The 22,504-nt window shown below is 73.5% G+C and carries 15 protein-coding genes and 1 riboswitch; of the genes, 4 read left to right on the top strand and 11 right to left on the bottom strand.

Annotation, left to right across the window (positions count from 1 at the left end):
• The first annotated feature begins 102 nt into the window (after positions 1-102).
• Entirely contained in the window at positions 103-1,149 is a 1,047-nt protein-coding gene (locus H537_RS0106975; RefSeq protein WP_028997322.1) for a Fe(3+) ABC transporter substrate-binding protein, read from the top strand.
• Between the two features lie 42 nt (positions 1,150-1,191).
• On the opposite strand, the gene H537_RS41645 is transcribed toward H537_RS0106975, so the two are convergent.
• Complete coding sequence (locus tag H537_RS41645; protein ID WP_043458344.1) at positions 1,192-2,820, bottom strand: ABC transporter permease; 1,629 nt, start codon at positions 2,818-2,820, stop codon at positions 1,192-1,194.
• A 140-nt stretch (positions 2,821-2,960) separates the two neighbouring features.
• On the opposite strand from H537_RS41645, the gene H537_RS0106965 reads away from it, so the two are divergent.
• Positions 2,961-4,031: an ABC transporter ATP-binding protein gene (locus H537_RS0106965; RefSeq protein WP_028997321.1), complete on the top strand. Its 1,071-nt coding sequence runs from the start codon at positions 2,961-2,963 to the stop codon at positions 4,029-4,031.
• A 15-nt stretch (positions 4,032-4,046) separates the two neighbouring features.
• On the opposite strand, the gene H537_RS0106960 is transcribed toward H537_RS0106965, so the two are convergent.
• The 10 genes from H537_RS0106960 to H537_RS0106910 form a co-directional block, all read right to left on the bottom strand.
• Entirely contained in the window at positions 4,047-6,044 is a 1,998-nt protein-coding gene (locus H537_RS0106960; protein WP_028997320.1) for a sensor histidine kinase, YfiR-like protein-associated, read from the bottom strand.
• Positions 6,045-6,047: 3 nt separating this feature from the next.
• Complete coding sequence (locus tag H537_RS0106955) at positions 6,048-6,659, bottom strand: TOL_0243 family YfiR-like periplasmic protein (RefSeq protein ID WP_028997319.1); 612 nt, start codon at positions 6,657-6,659, stop codon at positions 6,048-6,050.
• Between the two features lie 3 nt (positions 6,660-6,662).
• Positions 6,663-8,618, bottom strand: coding sequence for a TOL_0244 family TonB-dependent receptor (locus H537_RS41640; RefSeq protein ID WP_051242079.1), 1,956 nt, complete (start codon positions 8,616-8,618; stop codon positions 6,663-6,665).
• A 132-nt stretch (positions 8,619-8,750) separates the two neighbouring features.
• Positions 8,751-9,941 carry a murein transglycosylase A gene (gene mltA / locus H537_RS0106945; protein WP_028997318.1) on the bottom strand — a complete coding sequence of 397 codons (1,191 nt, stop codon included), beginning with the start codon at positions 9,939-9,941 and terminating at the stop codon, positions 8,751-8,753.
• Positions 9,942-9,978: 37 nt separating this feature from the next.
• The gene (locus tag H537_RS41635) at positions 9,979-10,692 is read right to left on the bottom strand and encodes a PEP-CTERM/exosortase system-associated acyltransferase (RefSeq protein WP_051242076.1); all 714 of its coding nucleotides are present in this window, start codon (positions 10,690-10,692) and stop codon (positions 9,979-9,981) included.
• A 287-nt stretch (positions 10,693-10,979) separates the two neighbouring features.
• Positions 10,980-13,031, bottom strand: coding sequence for a transporter-like protein TlpB (gene tlpB, locus H537_RS0106930; RefSeq protein WP_028997317.1), 2,052 nt, complete (start codon positions 13,029-13,031; stop codon positions 10,980-10,982).
• A 49-nt stretch (positions 13,032-13,080) separates the two neighbouring features.
• A complete protein-coding gene (apaG, locus tag H537_RS0106925; protein ID WP_028997316.1) occupies positions 13,081-13,449 on the bottom strand; it encodes a Co2+/Mg2+ efflux facilitator ApaG/CorD in 369 nt (122 codons plus the stop codon).
• 43 nt (positions 13,450-13,492) lie between these two features.
• Positions 13,493-16,003 (bottom strand): MORN repeat-containing protein, encoded by a 2,511-nt coding sequence (locus tag H537_RS56460; protein ID WP_156901487.1) that lies wholly within the window; start codon positions 16,001-16,003, stop codon positions 13,493-13,495.
• 169 nt (positions 16,004-16,172) lie between these two features.
• A complete protein-coding gene (locus H537_RS48965; protein WP_156901485.1) occupies positions 16,173-18,146 on the bottom strand; it encodes an MORN repeat-containing protein in 1,974 nt (657 codons plus the stop codon).
• Positions 18,143-19,522 (bottom strand): hypothetical protein, encoded by a 1,380-nt coding sequence (locus H537_RS0106910; protein ID WP_028997315.1) that lies wholly within the window; start codon positions 19,520-19,522, stop codon positions 18,143-18,145. The genes H537_RS48965 and H537_RS0106910 overlap by 4 nt, the downstream gene beginning before the upstream one ends.
• A gap of 172 nt (positions 19,523-19,694) precedes the next feature.
• Here H537_RS0106910 and rpe point away from each other — a divergent pair, with 172 nt between their 5' ends.
• A complete protein-coding gene (rpe, locus tag H537_RS0106905; RefSeq protein ID WP_028997314.1) occupies positions 19,695-20,375 on the top strand; it encodes a ribulose-phosphate 3-epimerase in 681 nt (226 codons plus the stop codon).
• An 80-nt stretch (positions 20,376-20,455) separates the two neighbouring features.
• Positions 20,456-20,565, top strand: a riboswitch (TPP riboswitch).
• Between the two features lie 71 nt (positions 20,566-20,636).
• On the top strand, positions 20,637-22,502 hold the full coding sequence (gene thiC, locus H537_RS0106900; RefSeq protein WP_028997313.1) for a phosphomethylpyrimidine synthase ThiC: 1,866 nt from the start codon (positions 20,637-20,639) through the stop codon (positions 22,500-22,502).
• Positions 22,503-22,504 lie beyond the last annotated feature (2 nt).

The following is a 22,504-nucleotide window of genomic DNA, read 5'->3' as shown; positions in this document are numbered from 1 at the left end:
GAGCGGTCAAGCCACGGCCCGTGGGTACACTCCGGTAGAGAACAGGAATCGTTCTCGTTTGCGCGTTCGCGCTCCGATGTCCGCAACCACCGGAACTGCACCATGAACTTCAAGAAACTGGCCCGTCCCGCCCTGCTCGCGATCGCCCTGGCCGCGGGCCTTGGCGCTGCCCAGGCCGAAGAGAAGGTCCTCAACCTCTACAGCGCCCGCCACTACCAGACGGACGAGGCGCTGTACGCCAACTTCACCAAGGCCACCGGCATCCGCATCAACCGCATCGACAGCGACGACGCCGGTGTGCTGACGCGGCTGAAGAACGAGGGCAGCGCCAGCCCGGCCGACGTGGTGCTGCTGGTGGACGCGGCGCGGCTGGTGAAGGCGGAGCAGGACGGTCTGTTCGCGCCGGTGAAGTCGACGCTGCTGGAGTCGCGCGTCCCCGCCGCGCTGCGCGGCGCCGACGCCGGCAAGGGCTCGGCGTGGTTCGGCTTCTCCACCCGCGCGCGGGTGGTGGTCTACAACAAGGCCGGCGTGAAGCGGGAGGACGTGGACACCTATGCCGAACTGGGCGAGGCCAAGAACAAGGGCCGCGTGTGCACGCGCTCGGGCGCGCATCCCTACAACCTGTCGCTGTTCGGCTCGATGCTGGAGCGCATGGGCCCGGAGAAGACCGAGGCCTGGCTCAAGGGCATGGTGGACAACATGGCGCGCGCGCCCAAGGGCGGCGACACCGACCAGATCAAGGCCGTGGCCAGCGGCGAGTGCCAGGTGGCACTGACCAACAGCTACTACCTCGCGCGCCTGATGCGCTCGGACAAGGCCGAGGACCGCGCCGTGGTGGAGAAGGTGGGCATCGTGTTCCCGGACCAGCAGGGCGCGGGCACGCACGTCAACGTGGCCGGCGGCGCCGTCGCGGCGCATGCCAAGAACCGCGACGCGGCAGTGAAGTTCCTGGAGTACCTGGCTGGCGACGAGGCCCAGGCGTATTTCGCCAACGGCAACAACGAGTGGCCCGTGGCGCGCGGCCTGAAGCTGGGCAACCCGGCGCTGGAGGCGTTGGGCGACTTCAAGCAGGAGTCGGTGCCCATCGCCGCCATCGGCGCCAACCAGGCCAAGGTCCAGCAGATGCTGGACCGCGTGGGCTACAAGTGACCCGCTGACCGGCTGCGCGCCCGGCGCGCGCGGCCGGCCTTCTCAGTGCGCGCCCGCCGGCCGGCCGATGGTGCGCGCCAGCAGCATCACCGGCAGCAGCCCCACCGCCACGATCGCCAGCGAGGGCAGCGAGGCCTCGGCCAGCCGCTCGTCGCGCGCCAGGTTGTAGGCCACCACCGCCAGCGTGTCGCTGCCGAAGGGGCGCAGCACCAGCGTCGCGGGCAGCTCCTTCATGCCGTCCACGAACACCAGCAGCGCCGCCGCCCAGGTCGAGCGCGACAGCAGCGGCAGGTGCACGCGCAGGAACAGCCGCAGCCGTCCCGCGCCCAGCATGCGCGAGGTCTCGTCGATGGCCATCGGCACGCGCGTGTAACCCGCCTCCACGCTCTGCAGCGCCACGGCGGAGAAGCGCACCATGTACGCGAACAGCAGCCCCGCCGCCGTGCCGGTGAACAGCGCCGCCGCGCCCAGCTCGGGCCAGCGCGACTGCACCCAGGCCACGGGCAGCATGATCCCGATCGCCACCACCGCGCCGGGCACGGCGTAGCCCAGCGACAGCACGCGCACGCCCATGGGCAGCAGGTCCGGGCCGCGCCCGCCGCCGCGCTGGCGCAGTGCGAAGCCCAGCGCCAGTGCCAGCGCCGTGGCCGCTACGGCCGCCATCGCCGCCAGCCGGAAGCTGGCCCAGGCCCATTCGGCGAAGCGCTCCAGCGGCAGCCCGAACTCGCTGCCGGTGGCCTCGCGCCACAGCATCACGCCCAGCCACGCCGCGGGCAGCACGAAGCCCAGCAGCACCGGCAGCGCGCACACCGTCATGGCTGCCAGCGCCGCCGAGCCGCGCAGCGTGCGCGAGCGCGCCTGCCCGGCCTGCGGCGCGGCGCCGCGCGAGTTGGCGAAACGCAGCCGCGACTGCGCCCGCCGCTCCAGCGCCAGCAGCACCGCCACCACGACCAGCAGCATCGACGCCAGCTGCGCCGCGGCCGTGGCGTCGTTCATGGACAGCCAAGCGCGGTAGATCCCGGTGGTGAAGGTGGACAGCCCGAAATACGCGCCCACGCCGTAGTCGGCCAGCGTCTCCATCAACGCCAGCGCCGCGCCGGCGATGACCGCCGGCCGCGCCAGCGGCAGCGCCACCGTCACGATGCGCCGCCCAAGGCCTGCGCCCAGCAGCTGGGCCGCGTCCATCATGTGCTCGGCCCGCTCGCCTAGCGCGGCGCGCGTGAGCAGGTACACGTAGGGGTAGAGCGCCAGCACGAACAGCAGCACCGCACCCCACAGGCTGCGCACGTCGGGCCACAGCGCGCCCTGCCAGCCGAAGGCCTCGCGCAGCGTGGTCTGCATGGGCCCGCTGAACTGCAGCGCGTCGGTGTAGGCGTAGGCCAGCACGTAGGCCGGCATGGCCAGCGGCAGCAGCAGCGCCCACTCGAACACCCGGCGCCCCGGGAAGCGGAACAGCGCCACCGCCACCGCCGTGCCCAGGCCCACCACCGTCACGCCCACGGCCACGCCCAGCACCAGCCACAGCGACTCCAGCGCGTAGCCGCCCAGCACCGTGCGGGCCTGGTGCTCCAGCACGGCCAGCGCCTGGCGGTCGAAGCTGAACCATGCGCCCAGCACCGAGGCCACCGGCAGCGCCAGCAGCAGGCACAGCAGGCTCAGCAGCGCCCGCATCGCCGCGCCCTCCGGTCATCCGCACCGGCGCCCCTGGTTTGGGTGCCGCCATCCAGCGGCCAGCCCGTTCTGACCGGGGAGACTTTTCTGAGAAGAATGAGAACCATTTTCGATTGATGTGGCGACCCTATGATAGGGAGATGTTTCTGCAAGCCCAGGACGTGAGCGTCCGTTATCAACGCGGCGACGCCGCGCGGCCCGCCGTCGATGGCGTGTCGCTGGCGCTGGAGGCGGGCCAGATCGGCGTGCTGCTGGGCCCCTCGGGCTGCGGCAAGACCTCGCTGCTGCGGGCCGTCGCCGGGCTGGAGCGCATGGCGGCGGGGCGCATCGGCATGGACGGCCAGCTGCTGGCCGACGGCGCCACCGGGCGCAGCGTGCCGCCGGAGGAGCGGCGCATCGGCATGGTGTTCCAGGACTTCGCGCTGTTTCCGCACATGAGCGTGGCGCAGAACGTCGCCTACGGGCTGCACGGCCGCCCGCGCGCGCAGCGGCGCGAGCGCGTGCAGGAGATGCTGGAGCTGGTGGGCCTGGCGCATGCCGCCGAGCGCGCGCCGCACGAGCTCTCGGGCGGGCAGCAGCAGCGCGTGGCGCTGGCGCGCGCCCTGGCGCCCGCGCCGCGGCTGCTGCTGCTGGACGAGCCCTTCTCCAGCCTGGACGTGGAGCTGCGCGAGCGGCTGGCGCACGACGTGCGGCAGATCCTGCGCCAGAACGGCACCACGGCCCTGGTGGTCACGCACGACCAGCTGGAGGCCTTCGCGCTGGGCGACGTCATCGGCGTGATGAACCAGGGCCGGCTGGAGCAGTGGGGCGACGCCTACAGCCTCTACCACCGCCCGGCCAGCCGCTTCGTGGCGCAGTTCATCGGCCAGGGTGTGCTGGCGCCGGCGCGGGTGGTGGTCGACGCGCAGGGCCACCGGGTGGAGACCCCGCTGGGCGCCTTCGGCGCCGCCGCGGGCGTGCCGGGGCCGGGCGAGTGCGAGGTGCTGCTGCGCGCCGACGACGTGGTGCACGACGACGCGTCGCCCGTGAAGGCGCGCATCGAGCGCAAGGCCTTCCGCGGCTCGGAGTTCCTCTACACGCTGCGGCTGGACAGCGGCGAGCTGGTGCTGGCGCACGTGCCCTCGCACCACGACCACCAGGTCGGCGAGCGGATCGGCATCCGCCCCGCGCTGGAGCACGTGGTGCTGTTCGAGCGGCTGTCGGTGGCTTGAGGAGCGGCGCGCGGCTCAGGCCGCCTGGTGGCGCGAGCGCACGTACGCCAGCGCCTCGTCCACGGCCTTGAGCAGCTCCGCCGGCGCGATGGGCTTGGTGAGGTAGCGGAAGTAGCCCGCTGCCAGCCCCTGCTGCACCGCGTCGGGCATGGCGTCGGCGGTGAGGGCGATCACGGGAATGTGGGTCGTGGCCGGGTCCCGGTACAGCAGCGCCTGCGCCTCGCGTCCGCTCATGCCGGGCATGTGGTTGTCCATCAGGATCACCTGCGGCCGGTGCGCGCGCGCCAGGGCCACGCCCGTCTCGCCGTCGCGCGCCGTCAGCAGCCGCAGGCCCGGGCGCCCCATCAGGATCGCCTCCACCAGCTGCAGGTTGGTGGGGTTGTCCTCCACGCACAGCACGGTGGCGAGTTCCGAGGGCGCGGGTGCGTGGCCGGCGTCGGCCAGTGGCCCCGGCACCACCGGGTGCTGCAGCGACGCCAGCGGCAGCTCGATCCAGAACTCGCTGCCCTGGCCGGGCTCGCTGCTCACGCCGATGCGCCCGCCCATGAGCTCCACCAGCCGCTTCGTCACCACCAGTCCGATGCCGGTGCCCTCCTGCGCGCCGCGCTCCTGGCCCAGGCGGTTGAAGGGCTGGAACAGCGCGGCGAGCTGCTCCGGCCGCAGCCCGGCGCCGGTGTCGCGCACGGCCACGCGCAGCATCGGGCCCGCGGGCAGGCAGCGCACCCACACCGTGCCGGCGTCGCGGTTGTACTTGACGGCGTTGGACAGCAGGTTGAGCAGCACCTGCTTGAGCCGCGTGCGGTCGGCCACCACCGCCTCGGCGGCCTGCGTGGGGAACTCCAGCCCGATGCCGCGGCGCGAGGCCAGCGACTCGACCATGGTGCGGCACTCGGCCAGCACCTCGTCCATGCGCACTGGCTCCAGCGACAGCGACACCCGCCCGGACTCGATCTGCGCCAGGTTCAGGATCTCGTTGATGAGCGTGAGCAGGTGCCGCCCCGCGCCCACGATGTGCTCGGTGAAGAGCTTCACCCGCTCCGGCGGCGCGGCGGTGTCGGCCGCCAGCAGCTGGCCGAAGCCGATGATGGCGTTGAGCGGCGTGCGCAGCTCGTGGCTCATGCTGGAGAGGAACTCGCTCTTGGCGCGGTTGGCGCGTTGCGCCTCCTCGCTGGCCGCGGCCAGCTCGCGGTTGGAGGCCTCCAGCTGCGCCGTGCGCTCCTGCACGCGCTGCTCCAGCTCCTGGTTCAGCCGCATCACCTCCTGCTGCGCCAGGCGCCGGTCCTCGACCTCGCGCGCCTTGTCGCGGTTGGAGGCCTCCAGCGCGTGCGTGCGCTGCTCGATCTCGGCCAGCATCTCGTTGAAGGCCTGCGCCAGCTCGCCGGTTTCGTCGTTGCTGATCTGCCGGGCGCGGCGCGCGTAGTTGCGGCTGCGCACCACGTCCTGCGCCACCCCGGCGATCTCCAGCACCGGCTGCGTCACCAGGTGCTGCAGCCACGACGACAGCACCAGCGCCACCAGCATCGCCACCGCCGTCACGGCCAGCGCGATGGCGCCGTACTTGATCAGCCGGTCGTGCAGCTCGTAGCGCGTGCGCAGGAACACCGTGCCCACGAGCTGGCCGTCGTCGCGCACGGGCTTGAACACCAGCAGCTCGCCGTCCTCCACGCGCGCGCTCTCGGCTTCGGGCGCCGCGGGCACGCGCGGGGCGCCCTCGCCGGTGCCATAGCTGGCGAAGAGCCGGCCGCGCGCGGTGTACAGCGCCGCGGCGCGCACCCGGGGCTGCACGCGCAGCAGGTCCAGGTTTTCCTGGGCCACGCGCGGGTCATCGAAGCTCAGCGCCGGGGCGCTGGTGCTGCCCAGCAGCTCGGCCTGGGCGGTGGCGTCCTCCACCCAGCCCTGGTGGTAGGCCTGCAGGTCGTACAGCACCATCGCGCCCAGCGCCACCACCACCGACACCAGCGTGGTCAGCAGCATGACCGCCAGCGACTTCAAGCGCAGGGAGGCTCGCCACATGGCTCAGCCTTTCAGCACGCGGCGCGCCACCGACAGCAGCCGCGCGCTGATCTTGAGCTGGCCGGCCTCCGCCGGCGCCAGCGCGATGTCGAAACGGACCTTGTTCTCCACGATCACGAAGTTGATCATCCCGCCTTGCGCGAGCGCCTGCTCCGACTCCGTCACCGTCAGCAGCGGACGTCCGCGCGCCAGGGCCAGCGTATCGGCGAGCTGGCCGCTGCGCGAGCGGTCGATGAACACCATGTGCGCGCCGGTGGTGCCCGCCTCGGACTGGTCCAGGCGCCGCACCTGCACTGGGCGTCCTTCCACCATCGCCGCCATGGCCGCGCGCTCCACCTCCTCGGCCACCGCGTCGGCGGCCAGCACGCCGATGACGAAGGGGCTGTCGCGCTGCTCGAAGGCCTGCGGCGGCCATTCCACGTAGCTGCCAAACTTGAGCAGGTACGCCGCCTTGACCTGGTATTCGGTCGCGCTCACGGGCTGCGCGCGCGGCGCGCGCAGCGCCGGCAGGCCCAGCACGGCCAGCAGCAGCGCCAGCCCCGACAGCCGCCACAGCCCGCGCCGCCGCGGCATCGGGACCGGGTCGTGCGCGTGGCCGCCGTACCGCCGGGCCATCGCCTACAGCGCCTCGTGCCGCAGCACCAGCTGCAAGTAGGCGGCGCGGCCCACCTCGGTGCGGGTGCGCACGTTGCCGAACTCGCCGTGGCCGCGATCGAGCGCGTTCTGCAGCAGCAGCGACCACTCCACGCGCGGGCTCGGCCGCCAGCCCAGCCGCAGGTCCAGCGCCACGTAGGCCGGCACCGCCGGGTCGGCCAGCGCCGAGACGCCGCGCAGCATGAGGTCGAACTCGGCGCGGCGCGGCAGGTCCAGCTGCGAGCGCAGGATCCACTGCCGCGCCGGGTTGGCACCCTCGGTGCGTGCGACGCTGCCCACGTCCAGGCTGCCGGGACTCACGCGCAGGTTCTGCCACAGCCGCGAGAAGCCGCCGTGCAGCCGCCAGCCGGGCCGCGCCTGCCAGCTGCCCCACAGCTCCAGCCCGGAGACGCTGCCCTCCAGCCCGTTGCCGAACACCAGCTCCGAGCCGCGCAGCTCCAGCGAGCGCAGCCGCTCGTAGTCGGCATGGAAGACGGTGGCTGAGGCGCTGGTGCCGCCCCAGGGCTGGCCGCGCCAGCCCAGCTCGGCCACGCGCGCGACCTCGCTGCGGAAGTCCGTGCTGCCGCTCACCGTGGGAATGCCGCCGGGCGCCTCGGCCGAGGGCGGCAGGCCGGGATTGAGCAGCCCGCGGTCCAGCCGCGTGGGTGAGCGCACGGTGCGCGACAGCGCGCCCCACACCAGCTGCCCCGGCGCCGCGAGCCAGGCCAGCCGCGCGCTGGGCAGCAGCTCCATGCCGGTGTAGCCGTTGTGCTCGGCGCGCGCGCCCAGCGTCAGGCGCAGGCCCTCGCGCAGCGTCAGCTCGTCCTGCGCGAACAGGCTGTAGCTGAAGCGGCGCTCGCGCTCGGGCAGCACCACCGCGCGGCCGTCCACCATGCGGTCGCGGTCCTGGCGCAGTTGCAGGCCCCACACCACCGCTTGGCGCGCGCCGGGGCGCAGCGCGTGCTGCAGCTGCAGGTCCAGGGTGTCCAGGGTCTCGCGGAAGCCCAGGTGGCGCTCGGTGTGGTCCCAGTAGCCCTGGGCCGAGACCGTGCTGCCGTCGCCGAGCTGGCGCTCCCAGCGCGCGAGCAGGTGGCCGCCGTCGTAGAGGGTGCGTCCGACCACGATGGGCGCACCGGGAATCTCCACCGCGCCGGGAATGGGCGGCTCGCGCCGGCCGCGGTAGAGCTGCGCCTGCACCATGGCGCGGTCGCGCCCGCTCTCCCAATCGCTGCGGGCTCCGAGCTGCGCGAGGGTTCCGGCATCGCCCGCGGCCTCGCCGGTGGCGGTGCGGGTGCCCTCATAGCGCACCTGGCGCGCCCACAGCTGCAGCGGGCTCCCGCCCAGCGTCACGCCCTGGCGCAGCATGAGGTTGCGCTCGCGGTTGCCCGCGCCCAGCGCCAGCTCGGTGCCCTGCGGCGCCTGCGCGGCCGAGCGGGTGATGACGTTGATGACGCCGTTGACGGCGTTGACGCCCCACAGCGTGCCGGCCGGGCCGCTGATGACCTCGATGCGCTCCACTTCCTGCATCGGCAGCTGCTGCGCGTCCCAGAACACGCCGCCGAACAGCGGCGTGTACACCGAGCGCCCGTCGATGAGCACCAGCAGCTTGTTGGCGGTGTTGCTGTTGAAGCCGCGGCTGCCCACGGCGTGGTAAGAGGCGCTCAGCCGCGCCACGTGCAGGCTGGGCGCCAGACGCAGCGCCTCGGGCAGCGAGGTGGCGCCGCTGCGGCGGATGTCCTCCGCCGTGATCACGAACACCGAGGCGGGCGCCTCCGACAGCCGCTCCGCGCGGCGCGACACCGAGGTCACCTCGATGTCGCCCAGCTCCTCCAGGCTCAGCGCCGTGAGCGGCTGCGGCGGCGTCTGGGCTTGGGCCGTGCTCACGGCCAGTGCCAGCGCCAGCGCGGCGCAGCAACCATTGCAGTGTCCTGGAACAGCCATGAGCTCCCTTCTGCAACCGTGGAGCTCGGCACCGTCAAGCGGGCGGCTCACGCCGGGCGGCAGGGACTTGGCCTGCCGCGCCGCCGGATCATAAGCGCGGCCCGGCGAAGGCCGGTTGGCGCAACTCGGGCATCAACTCCGCGGGCCGCGCGGCCACAGCACCCACAGGCGCAGGGGCTGCTTCATGCGTCCGGCCTGCTGCTCGGCCTGGTCGCCCCAGCCCCAGAAGAAGTCCGCGCGCACCGCGCCGACGATGGCGCTGCCCGTGTCCTGCGCCACCACCAGGCGCTGCAGCGCCTGCGTGCTCAGCGGTTCGGTGCTGGCCAGCCACACCGGCGTGCCGTAGGGAATGCTCTGCGGATCGACGGCGATGGAGCGCCCCGGCGTGAGCGCCACGCCCTGCGCGCCGCGCGGGCCCAGCTGCGGATCGGGCAGCGGCTCCTCGCGGAAGAACACCACGCGCGGGTTGCTCCACAGCAGCTCCTGCACGCGCTGCGGGTTGGCGCGCGCCCAGGCCTTGATGCCGGGCCAGGAGGCCTGCTCGGCGCGGATCTCGCCGCGCTCGATCAGCCAGCGCCCGACGGACTTGTAGGGCTGGTCGTTGTGGCCGGCGAAGGCCAGGCGCACGGTGCGCAGGCTGCCGTCGGGCTCGGTGAGACGCAGCCGGCCCGAGCCCTGGATCTGCAGCACCAGCGCGTCCAGCGGGTCGGCGACGAAGGCGATCTCGCGCCCGCGCAACGCCGCCTGCGCCGCGGGCAGCGTGTCGAGCTGCTGGCGCGTCCAGTAGGGCTTGCGCACGCCCAGGTCGGCGGGCGGGCGGTGCAGCGGCACGGCGTAGCTGCCGCGCGGCACGCGGCTGGCGTCGATCAGCGGCTCGTAGTAGCCCGTGACCAGGCCTTCGGCGGCGCCTTCAGGGCTTTCCACGCGGTAGGGCTGCAGCCGCGACTGCAGCCACGCGCGCGCGGACGCCTCGTCGGAGGGCGCGTTGAGCAGCGCGTCGGCGCAGGTGGCGGCCCAGCCGGTGCTGGGCCGCTCGCAGCTGCGGTTGAGCGCGCTCCAGGCCTCCAGCACGCGGTCGCCGTCCCAGCCCGGGAGCTCGGACCAGTCCACCGGCTGCCAGCGCGCGCGCGGACGCAGCAGCGCCGCGCCGGGCGCCGAGGGCACGGCGACGATGTCGGGCCCGCCGGCCGGGGCCGGGGGAGTGGCAGGAGCGGGCGGATGCAGCGGCACGCCGGCGCAGCCCGCCAGCAGGGCCGCCACGGCCAGCGCGAGGGAGGCGGCGCTGCCGCGCCGCCCGGAGCGAAGGGCAAGGGAGAAAGCCATGGCGCGATTTTGGCGGCCCGCGCCGGCCGCGGTGGCGTCAGCGCAGCGTCTGCAGCAGGAAGTCCTGCAGCGCGCGCCCTTCGGGGCGCAGGTCCTGCTGCAGCTCCGGGCGCAGGATGCGGTAGGGCGCGCGCTGGCCATGGTGCTCGACCAGGTCGCCCACGCGCGTGAAGTGCAGTCCGCAGCCGTGCAGCAGCCGCGCCAGGCGCGGCTCCATCATCACGTAGGTCTGCTCGATGCCGTTCAGCAGCAGCAGCGCCGAGGCCGCCAGGAACAGCCCCATGGCGATGAGCGGGTAGTGGCGGTCGGCGCTGTCCTCGGCGTCGGCGTTGCCGCCCACGGGGTTGTGGAAGTCGCCGCGGCGGCGCCTGAAGTCGTGGTGCACCGCCAGGCGCGACACCTCCACGGCCGCGTCGCGAAGGGCCGGGTCAGGCTCCAGGTAGTCCGGGTACAGCCGCTCGCCGCAGGCGCGCTCGAAGGGGAAGCGCCAGCCGGGCGGTTGGTGCGGGTGCGTGATCAGCCGCACGCAGCCTGCGGGGCGGCCACTGGTGCGGTGGCGCACCAGCGCGAACATCGAGTGCGGGTCGCAGTCGTCGCTCTCGATGCCGTCGGGGCGCGGCGGCTCGTAGCCCATTTCCTCGCAGTACACGGCGTGGCGCAACTGCAGCACCTCGCGCCGGGAGTCGGCGTCGCGCGCCGGCGCGGCCTCGAAGTACAACGTGAAGCGATCGACCAGCCCGAGGCTTTCCATGAGGGCGCTCCCGACGTGATGCAATGTGCCGGACCGTCCGGCGCCACGGCGCCGGCCTCTCCTCTTATCCCGATCGAGCCTACTCCATGGGACTGCTGCTTCTGGAGGCGCTGGCGGCGCTGGCGCTGCTGGTGTTCATCGTCTGGTGGACCATGTTCAGCGGGCGCAAGCGCGGCGAGCGCCATGAGCGCGACGAGGAATGAGCCCTGAAGTCTCTTTCACCTCGCGCTTGCCGGGGGGCTCAAAAAGCCTGTGACTGAAGGGGTGAAGCGGGGCGCCGCCCCGGCTCACCGCTCCGGCACCAGCAGGCTCAGCGGGCGGCGGCAGATGCGGCGGCGGATGGCCGCGCCCAGGTGCGCGCGATCCTTGCGATGCAGCCCGCGCGCGCGCAGCGCCAGGCGGAACGCCAGGTAGAAGCTCACGCCCACGTTGAGCAGGCCCGTGACCACGATGCCCGCCACGCACCACCAGAAGGCGGGCTCGCCCAGCAGGCCCCAGCCCAGCGCGCCGGCCGCCGCGGCCAGCTGGCCGGTGGACAGCGTGACGTGGCGCACGTCCAGCGGCAGCGCGAAGAAGCCCGCCACCGCCGGCGTGAGGCCCAGCATCAGCCCCAGCGAGACGTTGGCCGCCAGTCCCGAGACGTTGGCCCGCGCCCACGCCGCCCAGCGTGCCGCGCGCGCCGTCCCCAGCCGCGCCACGATGCGCGGGTTCCAGGCGATGGCGCTGTCGAGCCGGTTGAAGACGAACCAGTTCTCCACCCAGCCCGCGATCACCGAGCTGGCGAACAGCAGCACCCCGGTGAAAGCCGCGTACAGCGGCGTGGGGCCCAGCAGCGAGAGGTTCTTGAGCGCGTACACGGCGTGCTTGGCGTCCACCAGCGGCGCGTCCATCAGCCACCACGCCAGGGCCTGCAACGCCACCACCACCGGCGCCACCAGCGCCAGATTGCCCAGGATGCCCGCGGACTGGGAGCGGATGAGGTGCACCACCTCGTCCACGAAGCCTTCCTCGTCGCGGTGGCTGCCGCGCAGCCGCGCCGCCATGGCCGGCGCCGTCATCGCCGGCTGCTTGGTGGCCACCGTGAAGTGCAGCAGCATGATGATCACGAAGCTGGCGGCGTAGTTCACTCCCGCCAGCAGCCCGCTCCAGAACGCCGTCAGCCCCAGCCCGGCGATGGCGAACTTCACGAAGGTGGTGCCCGCCATCACCATGCCGCCGCCGGCGGCGCGGCGGAACATCGAGGCGTACTCGGCGCGGTCGCGGGTGATGTAGTGCTCGCCGGTCTCGGCGCTGCGCTCGGTCATCTTGCGGGCGAGCTGCCCGTACTGCGCCGCCAGCAGCGAGCGCACGCCCTCGCGCTCGCGCAGGCCCTGCACCAGCTGCAGCGTCAGCAGCTGCAGCTCGCGCGCGGGCTCGGGGCTGACCAGGCAGTCCAGCAGCCGCTCGATGCGCAGCGTGCGCAGGCGCAGCTGCTCGGTCTCGTAGACGATGTCCACCGAGACGCCGAACTCCTCCAGGTGCTCGCCGATGCTGTCGGCCGCGCGCCGGCAGGTATCCAGCAGCGCGCGCAGGTACAGCGCCTCGCGCAGCAGCGCGGCCGGGTCCCCGGCGAGCTCGGCGTCGCGCAGCCGCTCGCTGGCACGCGTGAGCTGGCGGAAGGGCTCCTCCGCCAGCAGCGCCGGGCTCATGCGCCGGCGCAGCGGCGGCGACAGCCCCGCGCCGTGCACCGCGCCCACCAGCAGCGTGACGGCGTCGGCCATGGTGTCGCGCCAGCGCGGCGCGGACAGCGGCGTGGCGGCGGGGTCGCCCGCGTCGTCCAGGGCGCCGTCCGTGCCGGCGGCGGGTGGATCGTCCGCGTCGCGCGGCGCCATGAGCACGGCCAGGCGCTGCAGCGTGTCGGCGTCGATGGCCTCGATCCACGGCGCGTCGCTTTCCTCGAACAGCAGCGGGAACAGCTCGGCGAGGTCGGTGGTGTCGGGCGTGCCGGGCAGCACGCGCTCGCGCAGCCGGCGCAGCAGCTCGCCGGTCAGGTGCACGCGGTGCGGGAAGCCGAAGTCGGCGAACAGCGCCGCGGCGTCGACCTCCTGCCAGAAGCGCTGGATCAGCCCCTGCACCGCGGCGCGGTGCTGCGGGTGCTGCTCCAGCACGTTGAGCAGGTGGCGCAGCCGCAGCAGCGGGGCGGGGGTGGCGTCCGGGTCGAGGCGGCGCGGCGGGTCGTGGCGCAGCCACTCCAGCAGCCGCACCAGCCAGAGGTGGCGCTCGGCCAGCGGCGCGCGCGGGTCGGCCGCGTTGAGCAGCGCCGTCAGGTCCCAGGCCGAGGTGGGCTGGGCTCCGGCCATGCCGAAGCTCAGCGCGATACCCGCCGGCGCGGGCCGGGGCGGCGCGGCATCAGTGCAGCGCGCCCGGATGGGCCAGCATGAACTCGGGCACCTCGGCCTCGAAGGGGCGAGCCTCCTCGGTCATGCAGTAGAAGGTGCCGCGCATGGTGCCCTGCGGGGTGGGCAGGCTGGTCCAGCTCGTGTACTCGAAGGACTCGCCGGGCTTGAGCACCGGCTGGTGCCCCACCACGGCGAGCCCGCGGACTTCCTCCTCGCGGCCGGTGGCATCGGTGATGAGCCAGCGCCGCGCCACGAGCTGGGCCGTGATGTCGCCGCGGTTGGTGATGGTGATGGTGTAGGCCCAGGCGTGCTGACCGCCTTGGGACTGCTCCGGCAGGAACTGCACCTTGACGCTGCAGTTGAACTCGGGTTTGGCCATGCACCGATTCTAGGGACCCCCCGCGGCGGAGCCCCTGGGTTGCTCAGGGCTTGGCCGGCGCCCCCGCCGCCGGATCGACCATCACCGCGGCCGGCAAGGCCCGGCCCATCACGCCCGTCGCCGTGTCGGCCGCGGCTGCCGGTTGCCCAGCGCCCGTGCCGACCGTGAGGCCCACCGTGGCGGTGGCCGGGCCGGTGGTGAGGAGCGCCGGCGCCGCACGCCCGGTGGCCGGCGCGGCACCGGCGGCGGTGAAGGTACCCGCGTCGTACTGCTCGTCGTTGTCGAACTCGCCTTCCCAGCGGTCGCCGTTGCTCCAGGTCAGCGTGCCGCGGCCCTGCTTGCGGCCGGCCTTGAAGGCGCCGACGTAGTGGTCGCCGTTCTTCCACTGGTAGCGGCCCTGGCCTTCGGGCAGCCCGGCCACGAAGGGGCCGGCATAGACGTCGCCGCGGGCGTAGCGCATGCGGCCCACGCCGTGTGGCTGGCCCGCCACCAGCGGGCCCTCGTACTGGTCGCCGTTGGCGAAGCGCAGGGTGCCCGCGCCGTGCGGGCGCTGGCCCTGGAAGCTGCCTTCGTAGCGCTGGCCGTTGCGCCAGACGTACTCGCCGCGCCCGGCGGGCACGCCGCGCTCGAACTGGCCGCTGTAGCTGTCGCCGCTGGCATAGACCATGCGCCCGGCGCCTTCGGGCATGCCGCCGGCGACCTGGCCCTCGTACACGTTGCCGTCGGGGAACCTCAGCGTGCCGCGGCCGTGGGGCCGGTCCTGCGCCCACTCGCCTTCGTAGCGCAGCCCCTTGGCGCTGCTGAAACGGCCCTGGCCCTGGCGCTGGTTGCGCGCCAGGCTGCCTTCGTAGACGTCACCGTTGCTCCATGTCACGCGGCCTTGGCCGGACCAAGTGCCGGGCTTGCCGGAACCGGGGTCGGGCGTGAAGCGGCCTGTCAGCACCATGCCGCCGAGGTCCACGGTGACCGGCGGAACCGACGGGTCCTGCGCGGCGGCGGCCTCGGTGCCGCCGGCACTGGCCTTCGGGGTGCCCGGGACGGCGCCCGCCGCGGCGCGCGCGGGGACGACGGGAATCGCGGCGCTGGGTGCCGGCGGTGCCGCGCTCGTGCCCGGTGCAGGCGGCGTCGCCGTGGGCGTGGCGGAGGGCAGTGGGGCAACCACGGGCGGCGAGGCCATCGGCGCTGCCTGGGCCGGCGCCAGCGTGGGAACGGCCGCGGGCGCTGCGGCCGGCACCGGCACGGCGTCGGCCATGGGCGGGGCGGCCACGGCTGCCGCAGGTGTCGCGGCCGTCGGGGCGGACAAGGCAGCGGGCGTAGGAGACGTGGCCGCCGTGGGCAAGGCCTCGGGAGCCGTCGTGGCTGCCGGCGCGGCCGCCGCACTCGGCATTTCGACCAGGAGCGGACCACGTTCCCGCGCCATGGCTTCGGCTTGGGCCCGCGCTTCGGCCTGCTCGGCCCCGCGGCACTGCGATGCGGCGAGGCGCCACAGCGATTCCGCGCTCAGGTACAGCTGCTGGCGCTGGGCCGGTGCCTGGCGGGCCGGGGCGTTGTTGAGCTGCTCGGTCTGGGCGCGCGCGCGCTCCATGCGCGGCATGCAGAACTGGGCGTTGTGGCCGGCGACGCCGGCCTGCGTGCGCTGCGTCAGCGCCAGTTGCTGCTGGTCGCCGCGGCAGCGGTCGGCCGCTTCCTCCCACATGCCCTCGGTCTTGCGGAACAGGCGCGACGCGTCGTTCCAGCGCTGCTCCTCGACGGCCTGCTGCGCCAGCGCCTGCAGCGCCTGGGCGTTCTCCTGCGCCGCGCTGCAGGGCTGGCCGGCACCGAGGCGTTCCTGCGCCGCCGTGACCGCCTTGCGGTTTTCCTCCAGGTTGCGCAGCGCACGCTCGCGCGCCCGGCCTTCGCAGCGCGTGGCCGCGGCCTGCCAGGCGCGCGTGGTGGCGTCTAAAAGCTCGACCTCCTGCAGCGGGTCCTGTGCTTGCGCGCCGGCGGCGCTGAGCTCGGCTTCCATGGCGTGGTCGGTCAGCGTCAGGCAGTCGTTGCCGGCTTCCGGCGCGGGCTGGGCCGGCGCGGTGGCCGTTCCCGCTGGAGCCGGCGCTGGGGCCGCTGGCACGGCTTCCGCCCTCACCGGGACAGCCGGGGCTGCGGGGGCGGCCGGCGTCGTCACCACCCCGGTCGAAGTCACCGTCAAGCCGCGGGCCGCCGGTGCGGAAGGCGCTTCTGCCGTTTCGGCCGAGCCTTGCGCCACGCCCGGGGCCGCCGCGATGCCGGCCGGTGCTGCCGGCGCCGTGGCCGTCCGGGCCGTTGCCGGCTTGGCCGCAGGAGCCGTCGCCGCAACGGGCGCGACGCCGCGGATCGGCGGCGGCAGGGGGGCGTTATCGCTGGCCGGGGCCGCGTGCAGGGCCGAGGCGCCCAGCATCGCCACGCACAGGCCGGCCTGCTGCAGCCGTTGTCGCAGGCGCGTCGCGGGTTCAGGTGGGCTGGCCTGGGACTCCATCGCGGGCAACGCCCGCTGGTCCTGCAGGCTCTTGGACGTCCTCGTGCGAGGGAAGGTCTTCATGCGCGCACCCCTTGAGCGATGGCTCTGTGGCTGGGCACGCGGCGCGCGACATGGCGACGCGAGCCCAGGGACCATTGCACTCGCGCGCAGGGCGCCGCGGCAAGTGCGCAACCCCTGTGCCTTCCTGCATGTGGGGCACCGGGAGTTGCCTGGGTCCGGGGGCGCCGCGTCAGCGGCCGCGCTTGCGCTCCCCGCCGCCCGGCGCCTTGGGGGCCGGCGCCGGCGCGGGGGTTGCCGCGGCCACGGTCGCGGCGGGTGCGGCGGCGAGCGAGCGGAACTCCTCGTCCTCGTCGAACTCGCCTTCCATGCGCTCGCCGTTGGCGCGCACCAGCGTGCCGCGGCCCTGCTTGCGGCCTTCCTTGAAGGCGCCGACGTAGTGGTCGCCGTTCTTCCAGTCGTAGCGGCCCTGGCCCTCGGGCATGCCGCTGACGAACACGCCGCTGTAGCCGTCGCCGTTGGCGTAGCGCATGCGGCCCTCGCCGTGCGGGATGCCGGCGGCGAGCGTGCCCTCGTAGAGGTCGCCGTTGACGAAGCGGAGCTTGCCCTCGCCGTGGGGCTGCTGGTCCTTCCAGGGACCCTCGTAGCGCTGGCCGTTGCGCCAGAGGTATTCGCCGCGCCCGGCGGGCACGCCCTGCGCGAACTGGCCGCTGTAGCTGTCGCCGCTGGCGTAGGCCATGCGGCCCTGGCCCTCGGGCACGCCGTCCACCACCTGGCCCTCGTAGCGGTCGCCGTTGGGGAACTTCATCTGGCCGCGCCCCTGCGCGCGATCCTGCACCCATTCGCCCTCGTAGTGCTGGCCGTTGGCCCAGGTGAAGCGGCCCTGGCCGTGGCGCAGGCCGTGCACCAGCAGGCCCTCGTAGACGTCGCCGTTGGGCCAGGCCAGCCGGCCCTGTCCGGAATAGGTGGGCAGCTTGCCGTCGGCACCCTCGTTCAGCGTGAACTGCCCGCTGTAGCGGATGTTGCCGCTGGTGAACTCCGGCGGCTGCACCTGCGGTGCGTGGGCTGCTCCCGCCGTCGCCACCGCCGTGGTGGCGGCAGCGGCGGCCGTTGCCGCGGCTGCCGGTGCAGGCGCCGCGCTCCGGGCGCCGGTGCCGGTCGCGGCGGCGAGCGCCGATGCCGGGGCCGCCGCGGTGCCCGTGCCCGCGGCCGGCGGCGCGGGCGTGCGCGCCATGCTGGCCTCGGCCGTGGCCACCCAGGGCGTGCCGCGCTCGCGTGCCACGGCGCCGGCGTTGGTGCGGGCGAGCTCCTGCGCAGAGCCGCGGCAGCGCGAGGCGGCGTCGCGCCACAGCGTCTCCACCACCTGCGACAGCTGGCGGCGCTGCCCGTCCTCCATGCCCGCGCCGCTGGTCTTGAGGCGCTGGGTCTGCTCGCGCGCGCGTTCGTAGACGGGGGCGCAGAACTCGGCGTTGTGGCCGTCGGTTTCGGACTGCTCGCGCCGCTGCTGCGCGAGCTGCTGCTGCGCGCCGCTGCAGCGCTCGGTGGCCAGGTCCCACATGCTCTCGGCCTTGCGGTAGAGGATGGCGGCCTCGCTCCAGCGCCGCTCGGCCGAGGCGCTCTTGGCCAGCTCCTGCAGCGAGGTGGCGTCCTTGTGCGCGGCGCTGCACTGCGGGCCCGAGCCCAGCAGCTCCTGCAGCGAGGCGGCAGCGCGGCGGCTGTCCTCCAGGTTGCGCTGGGCGCGCTCGCGCGCGCGGTCCTGGCAGCGCTCGGCCGCCTGGCGCCAGCCGCCCACCGCTTCCTCGTACAGCGCCAGCACCTGCTGCGGCTCCTGGCGCGCGGACTGCGCGGATGCCGCCTTCAGGTCCGCCGCCATGGCCTGGTCGGTCAGGGCGCGGCAGCTCGGCCCGGCAGGAAGGGCCGGCGCGGCGCCGGCCGCGGGCTCCGTGGACGCCGTGGGCGTCGGCAACGGCGCTGCCGCCGTGGCAGCGGCGGCTGGCGCGGGCGCATCAGCCGCGGCGGCGTGGACGGCCGCGGCGCCCAGGCCGGCCAGCGCCAGCGCGCGCAGCGCGGCGCCCAGGCGCTGGCGCCAGGCCTCATCCCCGCGCGGCGGTTGCGCGGGCCGGGCGGGAGGGCGGGAGGCCACGCCCTGTGATGGCGCGCGGCGCCGCAGGGCGGCCCAGGAAGGCTTCGGGGCGGACGGTTTCACGGCTTGTCCTTGGATTCGATGGGCAGTTCGAGCATGGTTTCGATAAGGCCGGGCCGGGCGGCGGCGACCGGGCGCACGGCGGCGTCCTCGTAGGAGAAGCGCGGCGGCGCGGAAGCCAGCGGCATGTCGGAGAGATCGAGCAGCAGCTCCTCGGCGGTGAGGCCCTGCAGCGCCGCCGTCACGGCTTCGCCGCGGCCCTGGGCGCGGGCGATGCCTTCCAGCGCGGCCAGCCGCTCCGGGTCCAGCACCATGGCGTTCTCCGGCAGCTCCTTCTCCAGCAGCTTCTGGTGCAGCGTGAAGGCCGCCACCGGGTCCTCGCCCAGGCGCTTCATGCGCTCCCAGGCCCAGGCATCGGCGCGGTCGAACACGGTGGAGGCGACCCAGGCCACGCCGCTGAGCGAGCCGCGGTTGGCGGCGGAGCGCTCCATGGCGGCCATGGCCTGCGCGCGCGTGACGCGCTGCGCGGCGTCGCCCAGCTCCGAGCGCAGCTTGGCGCTGGCCGCGGCGCTGGCCTGCTGGATGAGCTGCTGCTTGAGGGCCTCGCTGATCGCGGCGGCCGCGGCGTTGCGCGCCACGGTGGCGGCCTGTTCCGCGGCCAGGGCCACGCCCTTGGCGCCCGACACCAGCGTCGCCAGGTCGTAGAGGGTGCCCACGATCTTCTTGGTGTAGTGGAAGGTCTTCATGCGCGCGCCGCCCTCCTCGGACACGCCTTGCGTCCACAGCACCAGCCACAGCGCCTCGGGGCCGTTGAGCCGCGCCTGCGTCACCTCCAGCGGGTGCACGCTCATGAGCCAGTGGTAGTCCTGCACCTTGGGCGTCTCCACCGGGGCGAAGCGCGTGTAGCCGCGGCAGACCTGGAACGGCTGCACCCGCACCTGGCGCCCGTCGGCCAGCAGCAGCTCGAAGGGCTGGCCCGCGTCGCGGCGCTGCGCCAGCTCCAGCAGCATCTTGGCGCTGTCGCGGCGCGAGTAGCCGGCGACGGCCTCGATCTTGTCGCCCGGCGCCAGCGGCACGCCGGGCGCCGCGCCCACCACCGTCACGCGCTCGTCCACGTCCAGCGCGCGCACCCAGGCGACGCGGTCGGTGGCGTCGTCCCAGCCGTAGCTGGTGGCCACCGAGATCGGCAGCTCCCACTGCGGGTCGCACTCCGGGTCGCGCAGCTCGGCGCTGCGCGCGATGGCCGGCCGCACCACCTGCTCGGCCTGGCCGTAGTGGCGCAGCCGCGCCAGCAGCTCCTCGTTGACCGGACGGCCGTCGTCGACCGTGTACTTCACCGTGCCGCAGGCGGCCAGCCACAGCAGCGGCAGCCACCCGGCCAAGCGCAGCGGGCGGCGCAGCGCCGCGGGAAAACGGGCCAGGGGAGGGCGTGCAGGCATGGCGGGACTTCCAGTGCCGGGCAGGCACGGGGGCCCGGGCTCAACGGCAAAGTGAAACAAACAAATTTGCTAAGAAAGCAAATGTTAAGCCGTGGCGTCTTGCGCGGGCCGGACGTCCGAGGAGCGCAACCTAGAATTTCCGCCCGCTTTTCACCTTTGTTTGCCCGCCGTCATGACCACCTACCGCATCGCCCCTTCGATCCTCTCCGCCGACTTCGCACGCCTGGGCGAGGAGGTGCGCAACGTGATTGCCGCCGGCGCCGACTGGATTCACTTCGACGTGATGGACAACCACTACGTCCCGAACCTGACCTTCGGGCCGATGGTGTGCCAAGCGCTGCGCCCGCACGCCGTCACGCCCGAAGGGCAGCGCGTGCCCATCGACGTGCACCTGATGGTGCAGCCCGTGGACGCGCTGGCGCAGGCCTTCGCGCGCTCGGGCGCCGACCTCGTGAGCTTCCACCCTGACGCCAGCGCGCACGTGGACCGCACGCTGCAGCTGATCAAGGCCGAGGGCTGCCAGGCCGGCCTGGTGTTCAACCCCGCGAGCCCCATCGACGTGCTGGAGTGGGTCATCGACAAGGTGGACCTGGTGCTGGTGATGAGCGTGAACCCGGGCTTCGGCGGCCAGAGCTTCATCGACAGCGCGCTGCGCAAGGTGGAGAAGCTGCGCAAGATCATCGACGCCAGCGGGCGCGACATCCGGCTGGAAGTGGACGGCGGCATCAAGGTGGACAACATCCGCCGCGTGGCCGACGCCGGCGCCGACACCTTCGTGGCCGGCAGCGCCATCTTCGGCCAGCCCGACTACAAGAGCGTCGTCGACGCCATGCGCGAGCAGCTGGGCCGTTGAGCCTGCAACCGTAGCGGCGTTCGGGGCTGGCGCCGCTGCGAATTTTCGCTTGACGCGCGTCACGCACCGGGCCCACACTGCGCAGCGCTCCGGGGTGCAAGGCCAGTTGGCCTTGCTGAGATGGTGAATCAACCAAACCCGCGAACTTGAACCGGTTAGTACCGGCGGAAGAAGAGCCCTCCTCCTTGTCTCCCGTGGCCCCAGTGGCCTTGCGGGAGCCGGGACGACCTTCGGAGCAGCACCACTTGCGAAGGAGTCCCGATGAACGCCCCCCACGACCTGCCTGATCTGGCCCAGCGCCTGGGCCTCACGCGCGAGCCGCTGCCCGCTTCCCGCAAGGCCTACGTCACCGGCTCGCGGCCGGACCTGCGCGTGCCGCAGCGCGACATCGCGCTCACCAACGGCGAGCAGGTCTCCGTCTACGACACCTCCGGCCCCTACACCGACCCGGCCGCCGAGATCGACGTGCGCCGCGGCCTGCCCAGCGTGCGCGCGGCCTGGATCGAGGAGCGCGGCGACAGCGAGGCCTACGCCGGGCGCGAGCGCCAGGCCATCGACGACGGCGGCAAGGCGCGCGACGGCGAGCACATCGCCTCCATCCGCGAGCAGGCCGCGGGGCTGCAGCGCCAGCCGCGCCGCGCCAAGGCCGGCGGCAACGTCACGCAGATGCACTACGCGCGCCGCGGCATCGTCACGCCCGAGATGGAGTACGTCGCCATCCGCGAGAACGGCCGCCGCGAGTGGATGGCCGAGTACCTCTCGGACGCGCAGCGCGAGCAGCGCCGCCGCGGCAACCCCATGGGCGCGCACATCCCGGACCTGATCACGCCCGAGTTCGTGCGCGACGAGGTGGCGCGCGGGCGCGCCATCATCCCGTGCAACATCAACCACCCCGAGGTGGAACCGATGGCGATCGGGCGCAACTTCCGCGTCAAGATCAACGCCAACATCGGCAACTCGGCCGTGACCTCCAGCATCGAGGAGGAAGTGGAAAAGCTCGTGTGGGCCATCCGCTGGGGCGCGGACAACGTGATGGACCTCTCCACCGGGCGCGACATTCACACCACGCGCGACTGGATCCTGCGCAACTCGCCGGTGCCCATCGGCACGGTGCCGATCTACCAGGCGCTGGAGAAGGTGGGCGGCATCGCCGAGGACCTCACCTGGGAGATCTTCCGCGACACGCTGGTCGAGCAGGCCGAGCAGGGGGTGGACTACTTCACCATCCACGCCGGCGTGCGCCTGCCCTTCGTGCCGATGACCGTCAACCGGCGCACGGGCATCGTCTCGCGCGGCGGCTCGATCATGGCCAAGTGGTGCATCGCGCACCACCGCGAGAGCTTCCTGTACGAGCACTTCGAGGAGATCTGCGAAATCATGAAGGCCTACGACGTGGCCTTCTCGCTGGGCGACGGCCTGCGCCCGGGCTGCGCCTCGGACGCCAACGACGAAGCGCAGTTCGCCGAGCTGCGCACGCTGGGCGAGCTCACGCAGATCGCGTGGAAGCACGACGTGCAGACCATGATCGAAGGCCCCGGCCACGTGCCCATGCACCTGATCCAGGCCAACATGGACGAGCAGCTCAAGCACTGCCACGAGGCGCCGTTCTACACGCTGGGCCCGCTGACGATTGACATCGCACCCGGTTACGACCACATCGCCAGCGCCATCGGCGCGGCCATGATCGGCTGGATGGGCACCGCGATGCTGTGCTACGTCACGCCCAAGGAGCACCTGGGGCTGCCCGACCGCGACGACGTCAAGCAGGGGATCATCGCCTACAAGATCGCCGCGCATGCCGCGGACGTGGCCAAGGGCCACCCGGCCGCGCGCGCCCGCGACGACGCGATCTCCAAGGCCCGCTTCGAGTTCCGCTGGACCGACCAGTTCAACCTCGGCCTGGACCCCGACACCGCGCGCGAATTCCACGACGAGACGCTGCCCAAGGACGCGTCCAAGGTGGCGCACTTCTGCAGCATGTGCGGCCCGAAGTTCTGCTCGATGAAGATCACGCAGGAGGTGCGCGACTACGCCGCGCAGCAGGCGGCCGACGCGGGCATGGCGCAGAAGTCGGCGGAGTTCAAGGCCTCGGGCGGCGAGCTCTACATCCCCATCGCGAAGGGCTGAGC

The sequence above is a fragment of the Azohydromonas australica DSM 1124 genome, assembly GCF_000430725.1.
Lineage (GTDB): Bacteria > Pseudomonadota > Gammaproteobacteria > Burkholderiales > Burkholderiaceae_C > Azohydromonas > Azohydromonas australica.
The sequence above is the reverse complement of the archived record's forward strand: the minus strand, read 5'-3'. Positions and strand labels throughout refer to the sequence as shown.